Genomic DNA, 17,384 nt, shown 5'->3' with positions numbered 1-17,384 from the left:
ACCTGGTGGCCCGTGCCCGGGTGATGTTCGACCGGATCATCGTGCTGCTGGCGGTGAACGCCGACAAGCAACCGACCGCCGAGGCCACGGCCAGGGCGGTACGCGTGCGCGACGCCCTCCCGGCGGACTGGGGCAACGTCGAGGTCGACGCGTGGGCCGGCCTGACCGCCACCTACTGCCTGCGCCGTGGTGCCACGGTCATCGTCCGTGGCGTGCGTACGGCTGCAGACGTCCACTACGAGCACCAGCTCGCCGCGATGAACGAGCGGCTCGGTGTCCGGACCGTCTGGTTGCCGACCCGTCCGCAGCTGGCCGCCATCTCGTCCACCGTCGCACGAGCACAGCATGCGGCGAAGTCGGCCCGTGCGTCGTACGACGCTGGGGGTCGGGTCAGTTCTCCACGAGGGTCCGCAGTGTCCGGCGAAGCTGACTTGTCGCACTCGGACTGATCCCGGCCAGGAACGCGCTCTCGGCCTTCCCGTACGCCACCTGTGCCGCGTCGTAGGTCTGCAACCCCTGTTCGGTGAGCTCAACGACGTTCCTGCGCCGGTCCGTGGGGTCCGGTCGTCGCGTGATGATGCCCTTGCGCTCAAGCACATCCAGCAAGGCGACCATCGTGGTGCGGTCGATACCGAGGGTCTGCGCCACCTGCAGCTGCGAGGTCGGTTCCCGGTGGGCCAGGACCCGGAGCGCTCCGAAGTCCTTGCTGTCGATCCCCAGTGGCTCGAGCGCTGCGTCGGTCAACGCGGTGAGCTTCAGGGCCGCGTGCTTGAGGAGGTACCCCAGGACCTCGTGCGGGTCAGCGGTGGCGCTCGGCTCGGTGGACACGGCTCCCATCTTAGGGCATAGTCTGATCGTCAGTACCGCTGACGATCAGACTTACTGCGAAAGGCTTGTCATGATCATCGTTACCGGAGGGGTCGGGTTCATCGGCTCCCACACCGTCCGCGCCCTCGCCGAGGCCGGCGAGGAGTGCGTCCTGCTCCAGCGCCGCACCCCCCAAATCCCCCCACACCTGGCGGACCTGCCCATCCACGTCGTCCAGGCCGACGTCGCCGACCTCGACGCGCTGCTCGCCGTCGGCCGGCGGTACCCGATCACCGGAATCGTGCACCTCGCCCTCGCCCTGCCCTGGCCGGCGACCGACGTCGACCCGATCGGAGCGACGGGAGGAGCCCTGGAGGCGTTCCTCAACATCGTCCGCGTCGCGCAGACCTGGGGTGTGCGCCGCGTCGTCACCGCCAGCACCATCGGCGTCTACGGCTTCACCTCTGAAGGTGCGCTCACCGAGGACGTGCCGATCCCCTTGGGGCACGTCCACGCCATCCCGACGTTCAAGAAGATCACCGAACTCCTCGCCGGCCACCTCTCAGACGTGACCGACGTGGACATCATCAACGCCCGCATCTGCGGCACCTGGGGTCCCGGCGGACACCTGCCCGACCCGTTCTTCGCCGCGCCCTCCCTGGCTCATGCCGCAGCCCGGCGCAGCGAACCCGACCTGTCCGGACTCCTCGCGCCGCCGCACGCCGAAGACGCTCTCGACCTGCTCTACGTCAAGGACACCGGTCGCGCACTCGCGCTGCTGCAGCTCGCCGAGAAGCTGACCAACTCCACGTACAACGTCGCCTCTGGTCGCGCCACAAGCAACGCCGACGTCGTCACCGCGATCGCCTCTGTCGAGCCCGGCTTCCAGTGCGAACTTGCCTCGGGCGGAGGCCGCCCGGTGAGCTGGCTCGACATCACCCGCCTGCGCGAGGACACCGGATTCAACCCCCAGTACGACACCGCCGCGGCTGCCGCTGACTACATCGCCTGGCTGCGCGCGGGAAACCAGCGGTAACTCCCGGCCGACTGTGTGGGTGAGGGGGTGTGGTCCGGCCTGGCCGGGATGCCCGGCAGCGATGCTCCTACCTCATTCGGCCCCGGTAGCCGACAGGGCCCTCTCCGACCCGCTGGTGGGTCCCCAGGAAGGTGTCGTCACGGAAGGCGATCGTGCCGTTTCCGCCCCGGTTGTCGCGCCAGGCCAACCGGGTGAGCGGGCGACCACCCACCCCCACCGCGAGCAGGAGGTCGTGCGAGGGATACCAGCCACCACCCCAGCCTTCCTGGGCCACGTATCGCGAGGTATCCCTGGTGGCGGGACTACGTTCGATGAGCTGGCCCCGGAACTCCTTCGGTCGCTTGCCCGGCCGGCGACACCAGCCGTAGAAGGCGGCTTGCTGGGCCTCGAAGGTGACGGCGTACTCGGCGCCGGACTCGTCCGCCCAGGCCACGTGCTCGAGCAGGCAATGCTCGCCCCGGTCGATGAAGAGAGTGACCTCACCCCGGCTGGTGGCGTACCTCAGCACCGGATCTGCGATCAGCTGGCTTTCAAGCGCCGACCTGGCCTGGTCATGTGCGTGCATCGGGTCGATCGTCACCCGGTACAGCCACAGCATGCTCTTGGCGTCGCCACCGCTTTCCACCCGCAGCGTATTGCGGCCGGCCAGCAGATCCTCGGCCGAGACCGCGAAGATCAGCCGCTGCGGCAGCCCGCCGCCGTTCGGGATCCGCAGCCGGTCGGCCAGTGGCCTGCCGTTGAGGCGAACGGTCAGCGGGGCGTGTCCGGGCGAGCCGGAGAGCATCGACGCGAGCGCCACGACGGCGACGCATGCCTCGCCGACGACGCCCGGATCGGGTACGTCGAACTCCAGCTCGACCGAGCCGCATGCATTGATGGCCAGGTGACCGTCGGCGTTCCACGACCGGTCGATGCCGGTGATGGTCACGTTGCCGGTGCGCGCCGGGTCGGTGCCGAAGTCGGCGTAGGTGGGCTCCATCTGGACGCCGGTGCGGTCGTCGACATGTGCGGCAGGAGCCGGCTGCGGGTCCAGCAGCACCTCGTACGTCGCGACCGTGCGTTCGTTCTTGCCGTACCCGATGTTGGCCGCGCCGAAAGCGGGCCGCACCTTGCCGACGTGCAGCGCGCCGGGCGCGACCGCGGCACGGGCGACGTAGAGCGGTTCGCCGCTGTGCTCCCGGCCCACCGGCGTCGCGTCCGACGGCACTGCGCCGTCTGACCCGATGCCCCAGACGCCGCGATCCATCAGCACTTCGTACTCGTCGACGCTGACCTCCGCGCCGCCCCAGGCGATAAGGGCGGCACCAAGATCAGGACGGACCCGGCCCGGGTGCATACCCCCGTGCAGCTCGGCGCGGCACACCCAGAGCAGCGCGCCGTCCTCCTCGTAGCCGTGGGGTGCCGCGCCGGCCGGGATCTGTCCTGCGCTGGCGGTCTCCCAACGGTATCCGCTTTCGGATTCTTCCATCCATGAAGGATAGTTCAGCTCCTCGGGTCGACGGCCACCCTGGGTCGTCAGGACGCCGTCAGGGTCTACCTGTCCCGGGTGGCGTCCTGCTGTTCCAGCCAGGTCAGGATCGCCCGGGTCGTCTCGTCCGGCTTCTCCTGCTGGATCCAGTGACCGCAGTCCAGGGTGACCACGTCCACGTTGGGCACGAAGTCGGCCAGTCGGTCGGACTTCGCGATCATGTCCCGGTCGCCGTAGATCATCAGCGTGGGCTGCTGGATGATCGGGTCGACGTCCGCCAGCAGATGCCAGTTGCGGTCGAGGTTGCGGTACCAGTTGATGCTGCCGGTGAAACCGGTCGACTCGAAGGCGGAGACGAAGACGGCCAGTTCGCTGTCGCTCATCACCGGCTCACCGAGTGGCGCTTCCGCTCGGGCCAGCTCGATGAACGCCATACCGGGCCGAGGCTCCATCAGGGGCAGGTTCTTCCGGTACAGGTTGCGCAGGAACTGGAAGGTGTTCTCGTCGAACACGGCGTCCGCGACACCCGGCTGCCGGTTGAAGTGGACGAAATAGAAGTCGCCGCCGAGTATGGCTTCCATCAGCTCGATCCAGGGTGTCTCCCCGCGCTCCTGGTACGGCAGGCTCAGGTTGATCACCTTGTTGACGCGGTCCGGATGCAGCAGGGTCAGCCCCCAGACGACCATCGCACCCCAGTCGTGGCCGACGAAGGTGGCATCGTCGTACCCGTAGTGATCGAGCAGCGCGACGAGATCACCCGACAGGTGCGCGATGTCGTAGTCGGTCACCTCGCTCGGGCGCGACGAATTGCCGTAGCCGCGCTGGTTCGGGACGATGACGTGGTAGCCCGCTTCAGCGAGGGCCGGCATCTGGTGACGCCACGAGTAGGCATGCTCCGGCCAGCCGTGACAGAGCACGATCGGCTTGCCAGCATTCTGCCGGCCGGCTTCGAAGACTTCGAGCTTCACGCCGTTGACGGGGACAAGACTGGGCTCGGGAAAGTTCATGCCGCCATCCTGCCGACCATAACCGGTCACCTCATGACCGGTCTATCTGACAATCTTGGCGGCATGCGCACCGACCGGCTGGTGGCCGTACTCCTGCTGCTGCAGCAGCGCGAGCAGGTGACGGCGGCGGAGGTCGCCCGGGAGTTGGAGGTCTCCGAGCGCACCGCCCGCCGCGACCTCGACGCCCTGGCCATGGCCGGGGTGCCCGTTTACGCCACGCAGGGCCGGGGCGGTGGCTGGCGCCTCGTCGGCGGTGCCCGTACCGACCTGTCGGGGTTGACCGCGAGCGAGGCCCGCGCCCTGTTCCTGGTCGCCGGCCCGGCCTCGGCCGCGACCCCGGAGGTGAAAGCAGCGCTGCGCAAGCTCGTCTAGGCCCTGCCGGAGCCGTTCCGAGCACAAGCGCAGGCCGCAGCGTCGTCGACCGTCGTGGACCCGCAACGATGGGGGGCGAGCCGGGCCGACCGCCCACCACCGCGCTTCCTCGACGAACTCCAGGACGCGGTGATCCGGGGCGTCCAGGTGCGGCTCGGCTACGTCGACAGCACCGGCGCCGACACCAAGCGGACCGTCCACCCGCTGGGCATCGTCGCCAAGGATCCGTGGTGGTACCTCGTCGCCACCACGGAGACCGGCCGGCGGACCTTTCGGATCGACCGGGTGTCGTCCGTCGACCCGACCGACGATCCGGTGCACCGGCCCGCGGACTTCGACCTCGCCGAGAGCTGGCGGGAGATCGCCGACGAGGTCGACCGCCGGCGGATGCCCGTCGAGATCCAGGCGGTCTGCGCGCCCGACGGCATAGCCACGCTCCGGATGGCGCTCGGCGACCGGCTCGAGGTGGGCGGTCCCACCGCCGACGGCCGCGTCGAGGTCGTGATCCGTGGCTACAGCGAGTACACCCTCGCTGGCGAGCTCGCCTGGCAGGTCGAATGGCTGGAGGTGACCGGCCCCGCCGGGGTGCGGGACCAGCTGGCCGCGATCGGCACCGCGCTCGTCGAACGGTACGGCTGAGAGCCAGCAGAGCGGTACGGCTGAGGACCCGTCACCCGGTCTGGGGCAGGCTGCGGTGGCAGATCGGGATTTCGAAGTGAACGACCTGGGAGGCGTGCGGGCTGCCGTCGCGGGGGTCGTGTACGACGTCGGCGACGCTTCGCCAGAATCCCTCCGCGCCGGGGACGCGGGTATCGGTGTGCAGGTAGACCGTCTGATAGCCGGGCCGTTCAGTGGCGAATGCGACGGCGCGTCGGACAAGTGCGCGGGCCAGTCCGTTGCGGCGGTGTTCGGGGCGTACGTAGACCCGGAACAGTTGGGCCGTGCTCGTCGCGGGGTAACGGTCGACGAGCCAGCGGGGATGTGGTGGGCTGTTCGGCGCGGCGGCGCGTACGGCGGTGGTGGCGACGACCTCGTCGCCCTTGACCGCGACGAACAGTGCATGCCGCTCGGGCCGTAGGTAGGTGCCGGCGAGATCGATGACGTCGGCGTGCCACTGCGGCTGATAGCCGTAGCCGAAGACGTGGTAGAAGGTGTCGAGCATGACGCTGCGGGCACCCTCGAGGTGCTGCGGCGTGGCCGTGCGGATCTCGTACGGACCGATGTTCTGGTCGTTCATGTCCTGCCTATCTCGTCGGTACTCAACGTGGTTGCGGGTCGTGGCATGTCGGGGTCCAAAAGTGCGCGGGTCAGCGGCTGCCGGCCGGCGCGCAGCACGGTGGCGGCGGGACCGTGTTCCACGACCCGGCCGTGGTCGAGCACGGTGACGTGGTCGGCGAGCCGGTCGACCACGTCCGGGTCGTGCGTGATGACCAGCAGCGCGAGCCGGTGGGTGCGGCACACTTCGTCGAGCAGGTCGAGGATCCGGTCCTGGTTGACGCGGTCGAGACCGGACGTGATCTCGTCGCAGACCAGCAGCCGGGGTCGGGCCACCAGGGCGCGGGCCAGAGCGGCGCGTTGCAGCTCACCGCCGGAGAGCCGGTCGGGGCGGCGGGCGGCGAGAGCATCGTCGATCCCGACCTGACGCAGCAGGTCGTGGGCGGTCCGCAGCGCCTCGACGGTCGGTTGGCGGTGCAGCCGTACGGCGGGGCGGGCGACCTGGTCGAGCAGCGGAGCATACGACTGGAAACTGGCCCGTGGATCCTGGAAGACGTACTGCACGGCGGCGAGGTCGGCCGGCTCCCGCCGGTCGATCGTGCCGGCGAGCCGGCGACCGTCGAGTTCGACACTTCCGCCGCTCGGCGGGTGTAGTCCGGCCAGGCACCGGGCGAAGGTGGTCTTTCCGCTGCCGGAGCGGCCGACCAGGGCGAGGCGCTGCCCAGGGCGGATGGCCACGTCGATCCCGTGCAGGACCGTGTCGCCCTGGTGCACTGCGCGGAGCCCGGTGACCCGCAGTAGCTGGCCGGTACCGCCCGGCGCGTCGGCGGTCGGAGTCGTCGGCGGGCGGGCCGGGCCGGTGCGATGCAGCACCGCGTCCGGTGGACCGGTGGCGACGACGGCACCTTCGTCGAGCACGAGGGCGCCGTCGGCAACTGCCCGTACCAGGTGCAGGTCGTGGGTGAGCAGGACGACCGCGACGCCGCCGGCGGCGAGACGGCGCAGTTCGGTGGCGACGTCGCGGCGGTTGAGGCTGTCCTGCCCGGTGGTCGGTTCGTCGGCGACCAGGACGCGGGCACCGGCCAGCAGGGCGTGCGCGATGACGAGCCGTTGCTGTTGGCCGCCGGAGAGCTGGTGCGGGTAGCGCCGGAGCAGGTCGCGGTCGTCCGGCAGGCCGACGCGGGCCAGCACCGCCCGGACCGCCTGCCGGATCAGCACACGCCGCGTTCCGCGAGATGGCGCCGGGGTGTGCCGGCGGGCGATCTCGCGCAGCACCGGACCGATCCGGCGTACGGGAGTCAGCGCGGCCGCTGGTTGCTGTGGGATGTAGCTGACGGTGCCGCCTGCCGGCGGCGCGTCAGGGGTGACCGGGCGACCGTCGATCTCGATGGTGCCGGCGAGCCGGACGCCGGGTCCGGCTTCGCCGAGCAGCGCCCGCCCGAGGGTCGTCTTACCGCTGCCGGACGGACCGACGACGGCGAGGACGTCGCCGGCCGCCACGGTGAACGACACGTCGCGCAGTAACCGCTGTCCACCGGCGTCGGCGTACAGGCCGTCGACCCGGATCGTCGGATTCCTTCCGTACGGTGAAGGACCGGATGTGTCGGACGGGCCGGATGGGCCGGACGGGCCGGACGGGCGGGTGTCCGTCGGGCCGGTCGTCTCGTGCCGGGTGGCCAGCAGCTGATCGGTGACCAGGTTGACTCCGACCGCGAGCGCGACGAGCAGTGCGGCGGGCACGACGACCGCCCATGGCTGCAGGAAGATCCCGGTACGGTTGCGGTCGACCATGACCGCCCAGTCGGCGGCGTCCGCAGCGACGCCGATGCCCAGGAAACTGGCGGTGGCGACCAGGTAGACGGCACCGATGAACCGGACCCCGGCGTCGGCGAGCAGGACCCGGCGGATGCCCCGGGCGACGTAGCCGACCGCCCGTCGCCACCATGTCTCCTGATAGAGGCGCATCGCTTCGATCACGGTGCCGTGGGCCAGCGGCAGGGCCGCGGCGCGGGTGATCCGGGCGATCTCCGGCAGGGCGATGACGGCGACGATGGCCACCAGCGTCACCGGTCCCCGGGGTGCGGTCGCGGCGAGCAGGATGAGCAACAGCAGGGACGGGACGGCGAGCAGCAGGTCAAGCGGGCGCATGAGCGCCTCGTCGAGCCAGCGGCGGCGGGTGAGGGCGGCGAACAGACCGACGGGTACGCCGACCAGGTAGGCCAGGGCGGTCGCGGCTGCGGCGACCGCGACGACGGACCGGCCGCCGAGCAGGATCTGCTCGGTGACGTCCCGGCCGACGAAGTCGGTGCCGAGCATTCCGCTGTCGTCGAACGGGCGGGTCCGGGCCGCGCCGTCGCCGACCAGGGCCAGATCGACCAGGGTCGGACCGGCGAGGGCCAGCAGCAGCGGTACGGCGAGCAGGACGACCCCGGTGAGCACGCGCGGAACCCGGCCGGTCATCGGGCACCGGCCGTGCGCGGGGCGAGCCGGAACGCGACGAGGTCGGCGACCAGGTTCACGACCACGGTGGTGACCGCCACGATCACGCACAGCCCTTGGACCGTGGGGATGTCGCGGGCGGCGACCGCGTCGACCAGGGCGGTGCCCAGGCCGGGGATGACGAAGACGGCCTCGACGACGATGACGCCGCCGAGCAGCCAGTCGGTGGTACGCGCGAGCTGCTGCACGACCGGGGCGGCGGCGGTGGGCAGCGCGTGGGCCAGCCACCGCCGACCGGTGCCGAGGCCGAGCCGGCGGGCGTGGGCGACGTACTCGGACCGCAGCGCGTCGACCATGCCGGCGCGGGTCAGCCGGCTGAGTGAGCAGATCGGTCGGGCCAGCAGCACCAGCAGCGGCAGGACCAGCACGGCCGGCTGGGTGAGCAGGTTGGGGCCGGTGCCGACGGCGGTCGGCGGAAACCAGCCCAGCTGTACGCCGAAGACCGCGACCAGCAGGATGGCCAGGGCGAACTCCGGCACGGCGTAGAGACCGACGGCGACGGCGCTGATGGCGCGGTCGAGCCGGCCGCCTTCGTGTCGGGCGGCGAGCATGCCGAGGCCGATCGCGAGCGGGACGAGGACGAGCAGCGTCGCGGCGGCCAGCAGTACGGTCGCGGCGGCACTGCCGACGATCATGTCCAGGACCGGCCGTTGGGAGATCAGCGATACGCCGAAGTCTCCGTGCAGCAGCCCGGCGAGCCAGTCGAGGTACCGCTGCCAGGGCGGCTGGTCGAGGTCGAGCTGTTCGCGGATCAGTGCGATCCGCTCCGGGTCGGGCTGGTCACCGGCGATCACCACCGCCGCGTCACCGGGCAGCGCCTCGGTGAGCACGAACACGATGGTGGTGATGCCGGCGACCTGCCCGACGCCGAGCAGTAGCCGCCGTACGGTGTAGCGGGCCAGGCTCAAGCCAGCCACACCTTGTCGAAGCGGGCCCAGTCGAGGGTGTTGGCGGGTGCCTCGGCGGACACGCCGCCGACCCGGGGCGTGGTGGCGACGAGGAAGTCGGCGAAGCCCCACACCAGCAGCCCGCCCTCGGCGTGCAGCATCCGCTGCATGTCGCCGTACGCCTGCCGCCGGCCCGCCTCGTCGGCCGAGGAGACGGCGGTGGCGTAGAGCTCGTCGAACTCGGGCCGCGTCCACTTGGTGGCATTCGTCGTGGAGGTGCTCAGCAGCCGCTGCGAGATGTGGGTCTCGATCGGCATGGCACCGGAGCGGAAGCAGGCCATCACTCCGTTGTCGAGCACCTCCCGCCAGTACGTGTCCTTGTTTCGCTGCACCGGTTCGACGTTCAGCCCGACCGCGCGGGCCTGGTCGGCGAAGACGCTGGCCGCCTCGACGAACCCGGCGGCCACCGGCGCGGTGTCCAGCGGGATCCGCAGGCCGCTTGCGCCGGCCCGGTCGATGAGCGCCCGGGCCCGGTCGAGGTCGGGTTCGCGTTGCGGGATGTCGTCGGCGTAGTACTGGTAGCCCTTGCCGAACAGGTCGTTGCCGACCTGCCCGGAACCGGACAGGACCGTCTCGACGAGCTGCTGCCGGTCGGTGAGCAGGAACATCGCCTCCCGCAGGTCCCGGTTGTCGAACGGAGGCCGGTCCAGCTTCATGGTGAAACCCTGTAGGCCGCTGTTGGCCATCCGGGTGATGGCGATCCGTTCGTCGGCGGCGTAGCTGCGGGCCGTGGTGGGGCTGATGTCGTGCGCGTAGTCGACCTGCCCGGCGAGCAGCGCGTTGATCCTGGCCGACTCCTCGTTGGCGATCACGTACTCCAGCTCGTCGAGGTGCGAGGCGCCGTCCCAGTAGTCCGGGTACCGGGCCAGCAGCAGCGACGTGCCGGGGGTGAAGCTGCTGAACGTGAACGGTCCGGAGCCGATCGGCCGGTCGAACGATTCGCTTCCCTCGGGCACGATGTACGCGCCGAACGCGGCGAGCACGTTGCCGAACTCGGCGAACGGACGGGTCAGCGCGAACTCGACCGTACGGTCGTCGACGGCCCGGCTCGCCCGCAGATCGATCAGGGACAGGCTGGCCTTGGCGCGGAAAGCCTGGTCCGGGTCGGTGATCCGGGCGTAGCTGGCCAGTACGTCGGCGGCCCGCACCGGCCGGCCGTCGTGGAAGGTCGCCTCGCGCAGCGGCACCCGCCAGCGGGTGAGGTCGGCGTTGGGCTCCCAGCTCAGTGCGAGCCGGGGCTGGATCGACACGTCCGGGCCGTAGTCGGCGAGCTTGTCGAAGATCGCCTTGGCCCGGGACGCCTCGTTGAACAGGTTCGCCAGGTGCGGGTCGAGGCTCTCGGTGGCACCGCCACCGGCGAACGCGACCCGCAGCCGGCCGCCCCGCTTCGGGGTGGCGGAACCTGCGGCGTTGTCGGAACCGGCGGGGGTGTCGTCGCCGCAACCGGCGAGGAGCGCGGCGGTCACGGCGGCACCGCCGCCGAGCAATGTTCGGCGACGTAGTCGGGCAGCAGTCGACATGTCAGTTCTTTCCTTCCAACGGGGATTTTCAGCGGGGATTTCAGGCCGCGTCGTCGCGGCGGCGGGCGACCAGGTGCAGGCGGTCGCCGCGTAGGCCGGTCGCCAGCTCGGCGCCGGGATGCCAGGGCGGTTCGGTACGCGGGCCGGGGGAGTCGAACAGGGCGAGGACGTCGAACCCGGCGCGGTCCAGCAGGTGGCGCAGCTCCTGCGGGAAGAGCAGCCGCCACGCGGAGGTCTGCACCAGTTCCTGTTCGGCGCTTGGCCAGGTCCACACCCGGCGGCGGCGCAGCAGCTGCGCGGCGGCGTCGATCCACAAGGTGGTACGGGACGTGTAGGTGACGCCCTGCCAGCGCACCGACCGGATGCTGGGCCCGTCGAGCAGGTCGGTGTTGCCGAGGAAGTACGCGCCGTTGCGCATCTCGGCGACGAGCAGCCCACCGGGGGCCAGGTGCCGCCGGCAGGTGGCCAGCGCGGCGGCCAGGTCGGCGTTGTCGTGGCAGTACAGCAGCGCGCTGTCCAGGCAGGTGATCACGTCGAAGTGGTGGCTGAGGTCGAAGGTACGCAGATCACCTTCGACGAACCGGACCCGCCCGTGGCGGCGGCGGGCGTACGCCAGCATCCGGGTGGACAGATCCAGCCCGGTGACGTCGTAGCCGATGCCGGCGAGGTGTCCGGCGTCGCGGCCGGTGCCGCAGCCGAGGTCGAGCAGCCGCCGGCCGGGCGGGCCGGGCGCGAACCGGTCGACCAGGTCGGCCACGAACGTCGCCGCCCGGTGCTGCGGGTCGGGGAACTGGGCCTCGTACAGCTGCGGGTTGTCGGTGAGCAGGTTTCCGCCCGTCACCACCGGTCCGCCCGTCACCACCGGTCCGCCCGTCACCACCGGTCCGCCCGTGACCAGTGTTTCGCCCCCGACCACCGGCTCGCTCACCGGGCCGCCTTTCCGGCAACGGCCGGCACCGTTCGTGGGGTGAGCAGGCCCCCTCGGTGCAGCAGCCACACGGCGGCGCCGGAGGCCAGGCCCAGCCCGGCGCAGAGCAGCCACGCCCCGGCGGGTACGCCCGGTGCCGCCCCGTCCGGCTGGCCGCCGGTCTGCATGAACCGGCCGACGGCGGTGGTGGCCAGTGCCGCCACGACCCCCGAGGCGAGGTAGAACACCCCGAAGTAGGTGCCGGTCAGCCCGTCGCGGGCGAAGCCGGGCACCAGTTCCAGCACGAACGGCTGCGCCATCATCACCCCGACGGCCAGCGCCAGCGCGGCGGCAAGCGTCGGCAGCGCCCGCACCGGCGGCGGGCCGGCCGCCGGCAGCAGCGGCAGCAGGAAACCGAGACCGGCCACCGCCATCCCGGCCGCGATGGACACCCCACGGCTGCACCGCTGACGCAGCCAGCCGGTCAGCCGTACCTGCCAGACGAGAGTGACCACCGTGGACACGACGAAGAGCGCCGCCACCGCCAGCGCGGTGCCGGCGGCGGCCTCGGCCTGCACCGGCAGCACCAGGTAGAGCTGGGTCTGCAGGGCGAACAGCGCGCTCAACGCCACCGTGAACGCCAGGAACCGGCCGTCGGTCAGGGCCTCCCGCCAGTCCCGGCCGACGCTCTGCCCGCTGCTGGTCACCGGGTGCGGTGGCAGGACCAGCAGCTGCGCCACGGTCAGCGCGGCGAACACCACCGTCGCGCCGATCGCGGCGGCCCGGAAGTCGACCAGCAGCAGCGCGCTGCCGAGCAGCGGCCCGAGCAGCGCACCCGCGCTGGCGAAGACGTTGAACAGGGCGAACGCCTCGGCCCGGCGCTCGGGTGCGGCCTGGGCGAGGTAGGCCCGTACCGCCGGGTTGAACAGCGCCCCGGCCAGCCCGGTCAGCACCGAGGCGGCCAGTAGCGCGGGCAGCGACCCGCCGACCGCGAACACCGCGAAGCCGACCGCCCGCAGCCCGCAGCCGGCGATGATCACGCCGCGTGCGCCGAGCCGGTCGGCGGCCGACCCGCCGACCAGGAACAGCCCCTGCTGGCTCAGGTTGCGCACGCCGAGGACCAGGCCGACCAGGGTGGCCGACAGGCCGATGTCGTCACGCAGGTAGCCGGCCAGGTAGGGCAGCAGCATGTAGAAGCCGACGTTGACGCCGAGCTGATTGACCACCAGCAGCCGGATCGCCGGCGGGAAGCTGGTCAGCGTCGTCCAGGTCGCTCTCACCGCGCCGCCTCCGCCACGCCCAGTCCGGGGGCGTCCGTCAGCCGCAGCACGCCGTCGTGGCCGCCGATCCCGGTCCACGGGTCGTCGGCGATCAGCAGGTGCCCGTCCAGATCGACCCAGCGGGCGAGGCCGGCCAGGTGCACGGCCGGCGCGACGCCGAGGGTGCTGGCGACCAGACAGCCGAGCATGATGTCCAGGCCCCGTTCCCTGGCCGCCTCGACGATCCGGGTGGCGGCGGCGATCCCACCGCACTTGGCCAGCTTGACGTTGACCCCGGCGACCGCGCCGGTGAGCCGGTCCAGGTCAGCCAGCTTCTCGGCGTCCTCGTCGGCGACGACCGGGATCGCGGTGCGGGCGGCCACCCGGGCCAGCAGGTCGGGCCGCCCCGGCGGGATCGGTTGCTCGACGGCGTCGATCCGGTACGGGGTGAGCGCGTCGAGTCGCCGTACCGCCTGCTCGGCGGACCAGCCGCCGTTGGGGTCGAGCAGCAGCCGGGCCGAAGGTGCCTCCGCGCGTACCGCCGCGACCCGGGCCACGTCGTCGGCGGCGCCGGCCTTCACCTTCAGCACCGCGAACCCGGCGGCGACCAGCCGCCGCGCGGTCGCCGCCGCGTCCGCGACCGGCACCAGCCCGATCGTGTACGCGGTGGCCACCGGCGTCGGCGTCGGCGCTGCCAGCAGCCGGTGCACCGGCAGCTTTCGGGCCTGGCCGAGCAGGTCGTGCACGGCGGCGTCCAACGCCGAGAGCACTCCGGCGGGCCCGTCGAACGTGTTCAGCTCGCCGCGCAGGGCCACCGGATCCGGGTAGCCGGCGAGCCGGCCGGTCCAGCCGGCACAGGTACGTTCGATCGCGGCCCGGTCGAGGCCGTAGTAGCGGCTGGTGACGACCTCGCCGTGGCCGGTGGCCCCGTCGTGGGTGACGGTCAGCCGGACCGCTTCGCGATGGGCCATCACCGACCGGGAGATCCGCAGCGGCTCGCGCAGCACCAGCTGGTACGAGTGCCAGGACAGCTTCACGCCGGCACCCGTTCGTGGCGTAGCGGGTCGTCGACCACCCGGCAGCGGCTCCACCGGGTGACCTCCACCGCACCGGGGTGCGGTATCTCGACCGGATGTCCCGGGGTAGGGCCGAGCAGCCCGTGCCGGGCGCACCAGCCGTCGTCGAAGATGGAGCCGAGGTAGCGGTGCGGGCCGTCCGGGAACACCGTCAGCACCCGTGTCTGCGGCTGGGTGCGCGCCGTCCAGGCGGCCACCCGGGCGACCGCGCCGGTGGACCACCCGCCGGTGACGAACGCCGTCCGGGCCAGCCTGCGGCAGGTGTCCACCGCCTCCGCCGGGCCCAACCAGTGCACCTCGTCGAACGCCAGGTAGTCCACGTTGTTCGGATAGATGCTGCTGCCCAGCCCACGCATCACCCGTCGCCGGGCCGGCTGGCCGAAGATCGTCGAACCGATCGTGTCCACGCCGATCAGGCGCAGCTGCGGCCAGTGCCGGCGCAGCGCCCGGGCCAGCCCGGCGCTGTGCCCACCGGTGCCGACGCTGCAGACCAGCACGTCCACCGCGTCGACCTGGGCCGCGATCTCGTCACCGAGGCTCGCGTACCCGGCGACGTTGTCGGGGTTGTGGTACTGGTCCGGCCAGTATGCGCCGGGCAGCGCCGCCAGTACCTGCGTCAGCCGCTCCCGGCGGGCCTGCTGCCACCCACCCGTCGGATGGGGCCGGTCGACCACCTCCAGCCGGGCCCCGTACGCGTGCAGCAGCGCCCGCATCGACGGTTCCAGCTCCCGGTCGACGACCAGCACCACCGGGTGGCCGAGGGCCTGCCCGGCGAACACCAGGCCGATGCCGAGGGTGCCGCTGGTCGACTCCACCACGGGTGCGCCGTCGCGGAGCTCGCCACGCCGTCGCGCACCGGCCAGCATCGCCACCGCCGCGCGGGCCTTCATCCCACCCGGCGCGGCGGACTCGACCTTCGCCCAGAAGCCGCCGTGCGGGTGCGGCAGCGGCGCTTCGACGTAGATCAGCGGGGTGTGCCCCACCAGGTTCAGCAGCTGCGGCGCGCTCACCCGGGCACCCCGTACCGGTACAGGTTCGTCGGGCCGCCGTCGAGCCAGAAGAACGGGTACGGCTCGGCTGACACCGCCGTCAGCCCGGCTCCGATGAACCACGGCAACACCGCGCTGCCGGTCTGCGCGAATGCCACGAACGGCTTGCCCTCGGTGGCGGCGTGGGTCAGGAGCGGCTCGAACGTGCCGTTGCCGAGTGTCATCCCCGAGGCGAGGATCGCGTCGCACCGGTCCAGCAGCGCCGTTGCGTCGGGCAGGCACGGTTCGTCCCATTCGGTACGGCCGCCGGCCAGGTCGCACGGCAGATACCGCCGTCCGGCGGTCCGGAGCCCGGCCAGCAGCGAGTTCACCACCCCGACGACCAGGACCGTGCCGCTGGTCGCCGGCAGCAGGTCGACCACGGCGGCGGCGCGGGCCTGCGACTTGGCCAGCGAGCTACCGGCGGGCACGGTGACCGCCGCGTCCGCCGCGTCGACGTGCGGCCGCTGCGCCATCAGGTACGCGTCCAGTGCGGCCACCCGCACCGGCAGCAGCGGATGCGCGAGCAGGTCGGCGACCGTGGCGCCGACGCAGTCGTAGACGACCTCGTCGGGCAGCTCGCCGGGCTCGACCGCGCAGGAACCGACCGCCGCGTCGACCCGCAGGCTCAGCACCTCGTTGCGGTAACCCCGCAGCCGGGTCGCGTGCCGCGCGCCCTGCCTGGTCACGAACCCCACGCTGACCTGTCGGCGGGTCGGGTCCGCCCCGTGGCGTCCGACCCGTACCGCGTCGATCAGCGCGGCGAGGGACCGGTACGCCGGCCGCGCCGGCGACACGGACGTTGCCGAACTGCCAGCGGTGGACGCCGTCATACGGCGGCTCCGGCCGGCTCGTCGGCGGACCGCAACCGGTCGGTGGCACTGTCCTCGTCGACGTATCCGACGCGTACCTGTGCGGCCAGGCCGTCGGCGGTGGTCCGCGCGCCGGCTCCTGCGGTGTCGACGACCATCACGTGGCCCAGGTAGCCGTTGTTGCTGCTGGCGTCACCGGCTCGGTGGCCTTCGGGTTTCACCGACCAGTCGACGACCCGTGGGTCCGCCTGCCAGGCCCGCGTCCCGTCGATCCGGGCGACGACACCGGGGCGCGGCGGCAGCACGAACGCGATCGCCGCACTGCGTACGCCGGTGTCGGTCGCGGTGAGGTCGGGGTCTTCACCGAGCGCCAGCTGCGCGTACACCATGGGCAGGTCGATGCCGGTGACCCGGCGCACCAGCTCGGTGATCTGGTTGCCGGCCGGCCGGGGGTTGATCTCCACCACCCGGGGCCCGGACGGTGTCAACCGCAGCTCGGTGTGGGCGACCCCGCGGTCCAGACCGACCGCCGTCAGCGCGGCCACCGCCACCTCACTGGCCCTGCGGGCGGTCGCCGGGTCGAGCACCGCCGGGAACATGTGCCCGGTCTCGACGAACCCTGAGGCACCACCGAGGCTCTTGTCGGTCACCCCGACGACCGTCGTGTCCCCGTCCACGGTGACCGTTTCCACGCTCACCTCCGGGCCGGACAGCAGCTCCTCCAGCAGCACCGTCGGCACCCGGGGCTGGCGTCGGGCGTTGACCGGGAACCCGGCGAGAGCGTCGAACGCCGCCCGCAGCCCGGCCTCGTCGGCGACTTCGCGCACGTACATGCCGGCGCAAAGGTCCACCGGTTTGACCACCAGGGGGAAACCCAGCTCCCGGGCCGCCTGCGACATGGCGGACCAGCTTTCCGCCAGCGCGTACCGGGGTTGCGGCACGCCGGCAACGTCCATCGCCGCCCGGGCGAGGTCCTTCCGGTACGCGCGGCGCACCGCTTCCGGGTCCGCGCCCGGCAGACCCAGGTGGGTGGCCAGGCAGGCGGCGGTGTCGAGGTAGTAGTCGCAGGAGGTGAGCACGCCGTCGAAACGCAGCGCCTGGTGCAGCCGGACCGCGTGCTCCAGCAGGTGGGGCAGGTCATTGGTCTCGGCGGTGAGCACGTTGTGCGCGGCGAGCAGCGGATGCGCACCCCCGGCCGGCGCGCCACGTAGATAGTGGTGCAGGTCCCGGGTCAGGAAGGTGAACCGGTGCCCGGCCTCCAGCACCGCCCTGGGCAGCAGGTGGCTCATCGCTCCGACCCAGCTCTCCAGCAGCAACACATGCGCCATCGGCGCCTCCTCCCCGGGAAACAGGCGTGGTTATGATAACGGTTATCGTTTGCTGTCGGTAGCCCTGGGCGCGCCTGGCCGCGCGCTCGCGGTGTGTACCGGG

At 72.0% G+C, this 17,384-nt stretch carries 17 protein-coding genes; 4 read left to right on the top strand and 13 right to left on the bottom strand.

The window, feature by feature from the left end:
* Window positions 1-5: 5 nt before the first annotated feature.
* Window positions 6-449, top strand: a complete 444-nt coding sequence (locus tag ACN28F_RS10860; protein WP_421357616.1) for a pantetheine-phosphate adenylyltransferase — start codon at window positions 6-8, stop codon at window positions 447-449.
* On the opposite strand, the gene ACN28F_RS10855 is transcribed toward ACN28F_RS10860, so the two are convergent.
* Window positions 391-828, bottom strand: a complete 438-nt coding sequence (locus tag ACN28F_RS10855; protein WP_281553203.1) for a MarR family winged helix-turn-helix transcriptional regulator — start codon at window positions 826-828, stop codon at window positions 391-393. The genes ACN28F_RS10860 and ACN28F_RS10855 overlap by 59 nt on opposite strands.
* Here ACN28F_RS10855 and ACN28F_RS10850 point away from each other — a divergent pair.
* Window positions 806-1,843: an NAD-dependent epimerase/dehydratase family protein gene (locus ACN28F_RS10850; protein ID WP_421357615.1), complete on the top strand. Its 1,038-nt coding sequence runs from the start codon at window positions 806-808 to the stop codon at window positions 1,841-1,843. The genes ACN28F_RS10855 and ACN28F_RS10850 overlap by 23 nt on opposite strands.
* Before the next feature lie 67 nt (window positions 1,844-1,910).
* Here the strand turns inward: ACN28F_RS10850 and ACN28F_RS10845 are convergent, their stop codons facing one another.
* Together ACN28F_RS10845 and ACN28F_RS10840 are read right to left on the bottom strand one after the other, a co-directional pair.
* Window positions 1,911-3,311 (bottom strand): DM9 repeat-containing protein, encoded by a 1,401-nt coding sequence (locus ACN28F_RS10845; RefSeq protein WP_353850478.1) that lies wholly within the window; start codon window positions 3,309-3,311, stop codon window positions 1,911-1,913.
* A 65-nt stretch (window positions 3,312-3,376) separates the two neighbouring features.
* Window positions 3,377-4,318, bottom strand: coding sequence for an alpha/beta fold hydrolase (locus tag ACN28F_RS10840; RefSeq protein ID WP_421357614.1), 942 nt, complete (start codon window positions 4,316-4,318; stop codon window positions 3,377-3,379).
* A gap of 63 nt (window positions 4,319-4,381) precedes the next feature.
* Here ACN28F_RS10840 and ACN28F_RS10835 point away from each other — a divergent pair, with 63 nt between their 5' ends.
* Both ACN28F_RS10835 and ACN28F_RS10830 read left to right on the top strand, forming a co-directional pair.
* Window positions 4,382-4,690, top strand: a complete 309-nt coding sequence (locus ACN28F_RS10835; protein WP_421357613.1) for a helix-turn-helix transcriptional regulator — start codon at window positions 4,382-4,384, stop codon at window positions 4,688-4,690.
* Between the two features lie 54 nt (window positions 4,691-4,744).
* Window positions 4,745-5,329, top strand: coding sequence for a helix-turn-helix transcriptional regulator (locus ACN28F_RS10830; protein WP_421357612.1), 585 nt, complete (start codon window positions 4,745-4,747; stop codon window positions 5,327-5,329).
* A 31-nt stretch (window positions 5,330-5,360) separates the two neighbouring features.
* Here the strand turns inward: ACN28F_RS10830 and ACN28F_RS10825 are convergent, their stop codons facing one another.
* From ACN28F_RS10825 to ACN28F_RS10780, 10 genes are read right to left on the bottom strand one after another with little or no spacing between them, the layout of a single operon-like run.
* On the bottom strand, window positions 5,361-5,927 hold the full coding sequence (locus ACN28F_RS10825) for a GNAT family N-acetyltransferase (RefSeq protein WP_289207901.1): 567 nt from the start codon (window positions 5,925-5,927) through the stop codon (window positions 5,361-5,363).
* On the bottom strand, window positions 5,924-8,365 hold the full coding sequence (locus tag ACN28F_RS10820; protein WP_421357611.1) for an ATP-binding cassette domain-containing protein: 2,442 nt from the start codon (window positions 8,363-8,365) through the stop codon (window positions 5,924-5,926). Before ACN28F_RS10820 ends, ACN28F_RS10825 begins: the two co-directional genes overlap by 4 nt.
* Window positions 8,362-9,312, bottom strand: a complete 951-nt coding sequence (locus tag ACN28F_RS10815) for an ABC transporter permease (RefSeq protein ID WP_289207899.1) — start codon at window positions 9,310-9,312, stop codon at window positions 8,362-8,364. Before ACN28F_RS10815 ends, ACN28F_RS10820 begins: the two co-directional genes overlap by 4 nt.
* A complete protein-coding gene (locus tag ACN28F_RS10810) occupies window positions 9,309-10,871 on the bottom strand; it encodes an ABC transporter substrate-binding protein (protein ID WP_421357610.1) in 1,563 nt (520 codons plus the stop codon). Before ACN28F_RS10810 ends, ACN28F_RS10815 begins: the two co-directional genes overlap by 4 nt.
* A gap of 40 nt (window positions 10,872-10,911) precedes the next feature.
* Window positions 10,912-11,799, bottom strand: coding sequence for a class I SAM-dependent methyltransferase (locus tag ACN28F_RS10805; RefSeq protein WP_421357609.1), 888 nt, complete (start codon window positions 11,797-11,799; stop codon window positions 10,912-10,914).
* On the bottom strand, window positions 11,796-13,058 hold the full coding sequence (locus ACN28F_RS10800; protein WP_289207896.1) for an MFS transporter: 1,263 nt from the start codon (window positions 13,056-13,058) through the stop codon (window positions 11,796-11,798). The genes ACN28F_RS10805 and ACN28F_RS10800 overlap by 4 nt, the downstream gene beginning before the upstream one ends.
* Window positions 13,055-14,074, bottom strand: a complete 1,020-nt coding sequence (locus tag ACN28F_RS10795) for a dipeptide epimerase (RefSeq protein WP_421357608.1) — start codon at window positions 14,072-14,074, stop codon at window positions 13,055-13,057. Before ACN28F_RS10795 ends, ACN28F_RS10800 begins: the two co-directional genes overlap by 4 nt.
* On the bottom strand, window positions 14,071-15,123 hold the full coding sequence (locus ACN28F_RS10790) for a PLP-dependent cysteine synthase family protein (protein WP_421357607.1): 1,053 nt from the start codon (window positions 15,121-15,123) through the stop codon (window positions 14,071-14,073). The genes ACN28F_RS10795 and ACN28F_RS10790 overlap by 4 nt, the downstream gene beginning before the upstream one ends.
* A complete protein-coding gene (locus ACN28F_RS10785) occupies window positions 15,120-15,974 on the bottom strand; it encodes a Rossmann-like domain-containing protein (RefSeq protein ID WP_421357606.1) in 855 nt (284 codons plus the stop codon). The genes ACN28F_RS10790 and ACN28F_RS10785 overlap by 4 nt, the downstream gene beginning before the upstream one ends.
* Window positions 15,971-17,281 (bottom strand): ATP-grasp domain-containing protein, encoded by a 1,311-nt coding sequence (locus ACN28F_RS10780; protein WP_421357605.1) that lies wholly within the window; start codon window positions 17,279-17,281, stop codon window positions 15,971-15,973. Before ACN28F_RS10780 ends, ACN28F_RS10785 begins: the two co-directional genes overlap by 4 nt.
* Window positions 17,282-17,384: the final 103 nt, after the last annotated feature.

The organism is Solwaraspora sp. WMMA2101 (genome assembly GCF_049179175.1).
Taxonomy (GTDB): domain Bacteria; phylum Actinomycetota; class Actinomycetes; order Mycobacteriales; family Micromonosporaceae; genus Micromonospora_E.
This window is presented reverse-complemented; position numbering and strand designations above follow the sequence as displayed.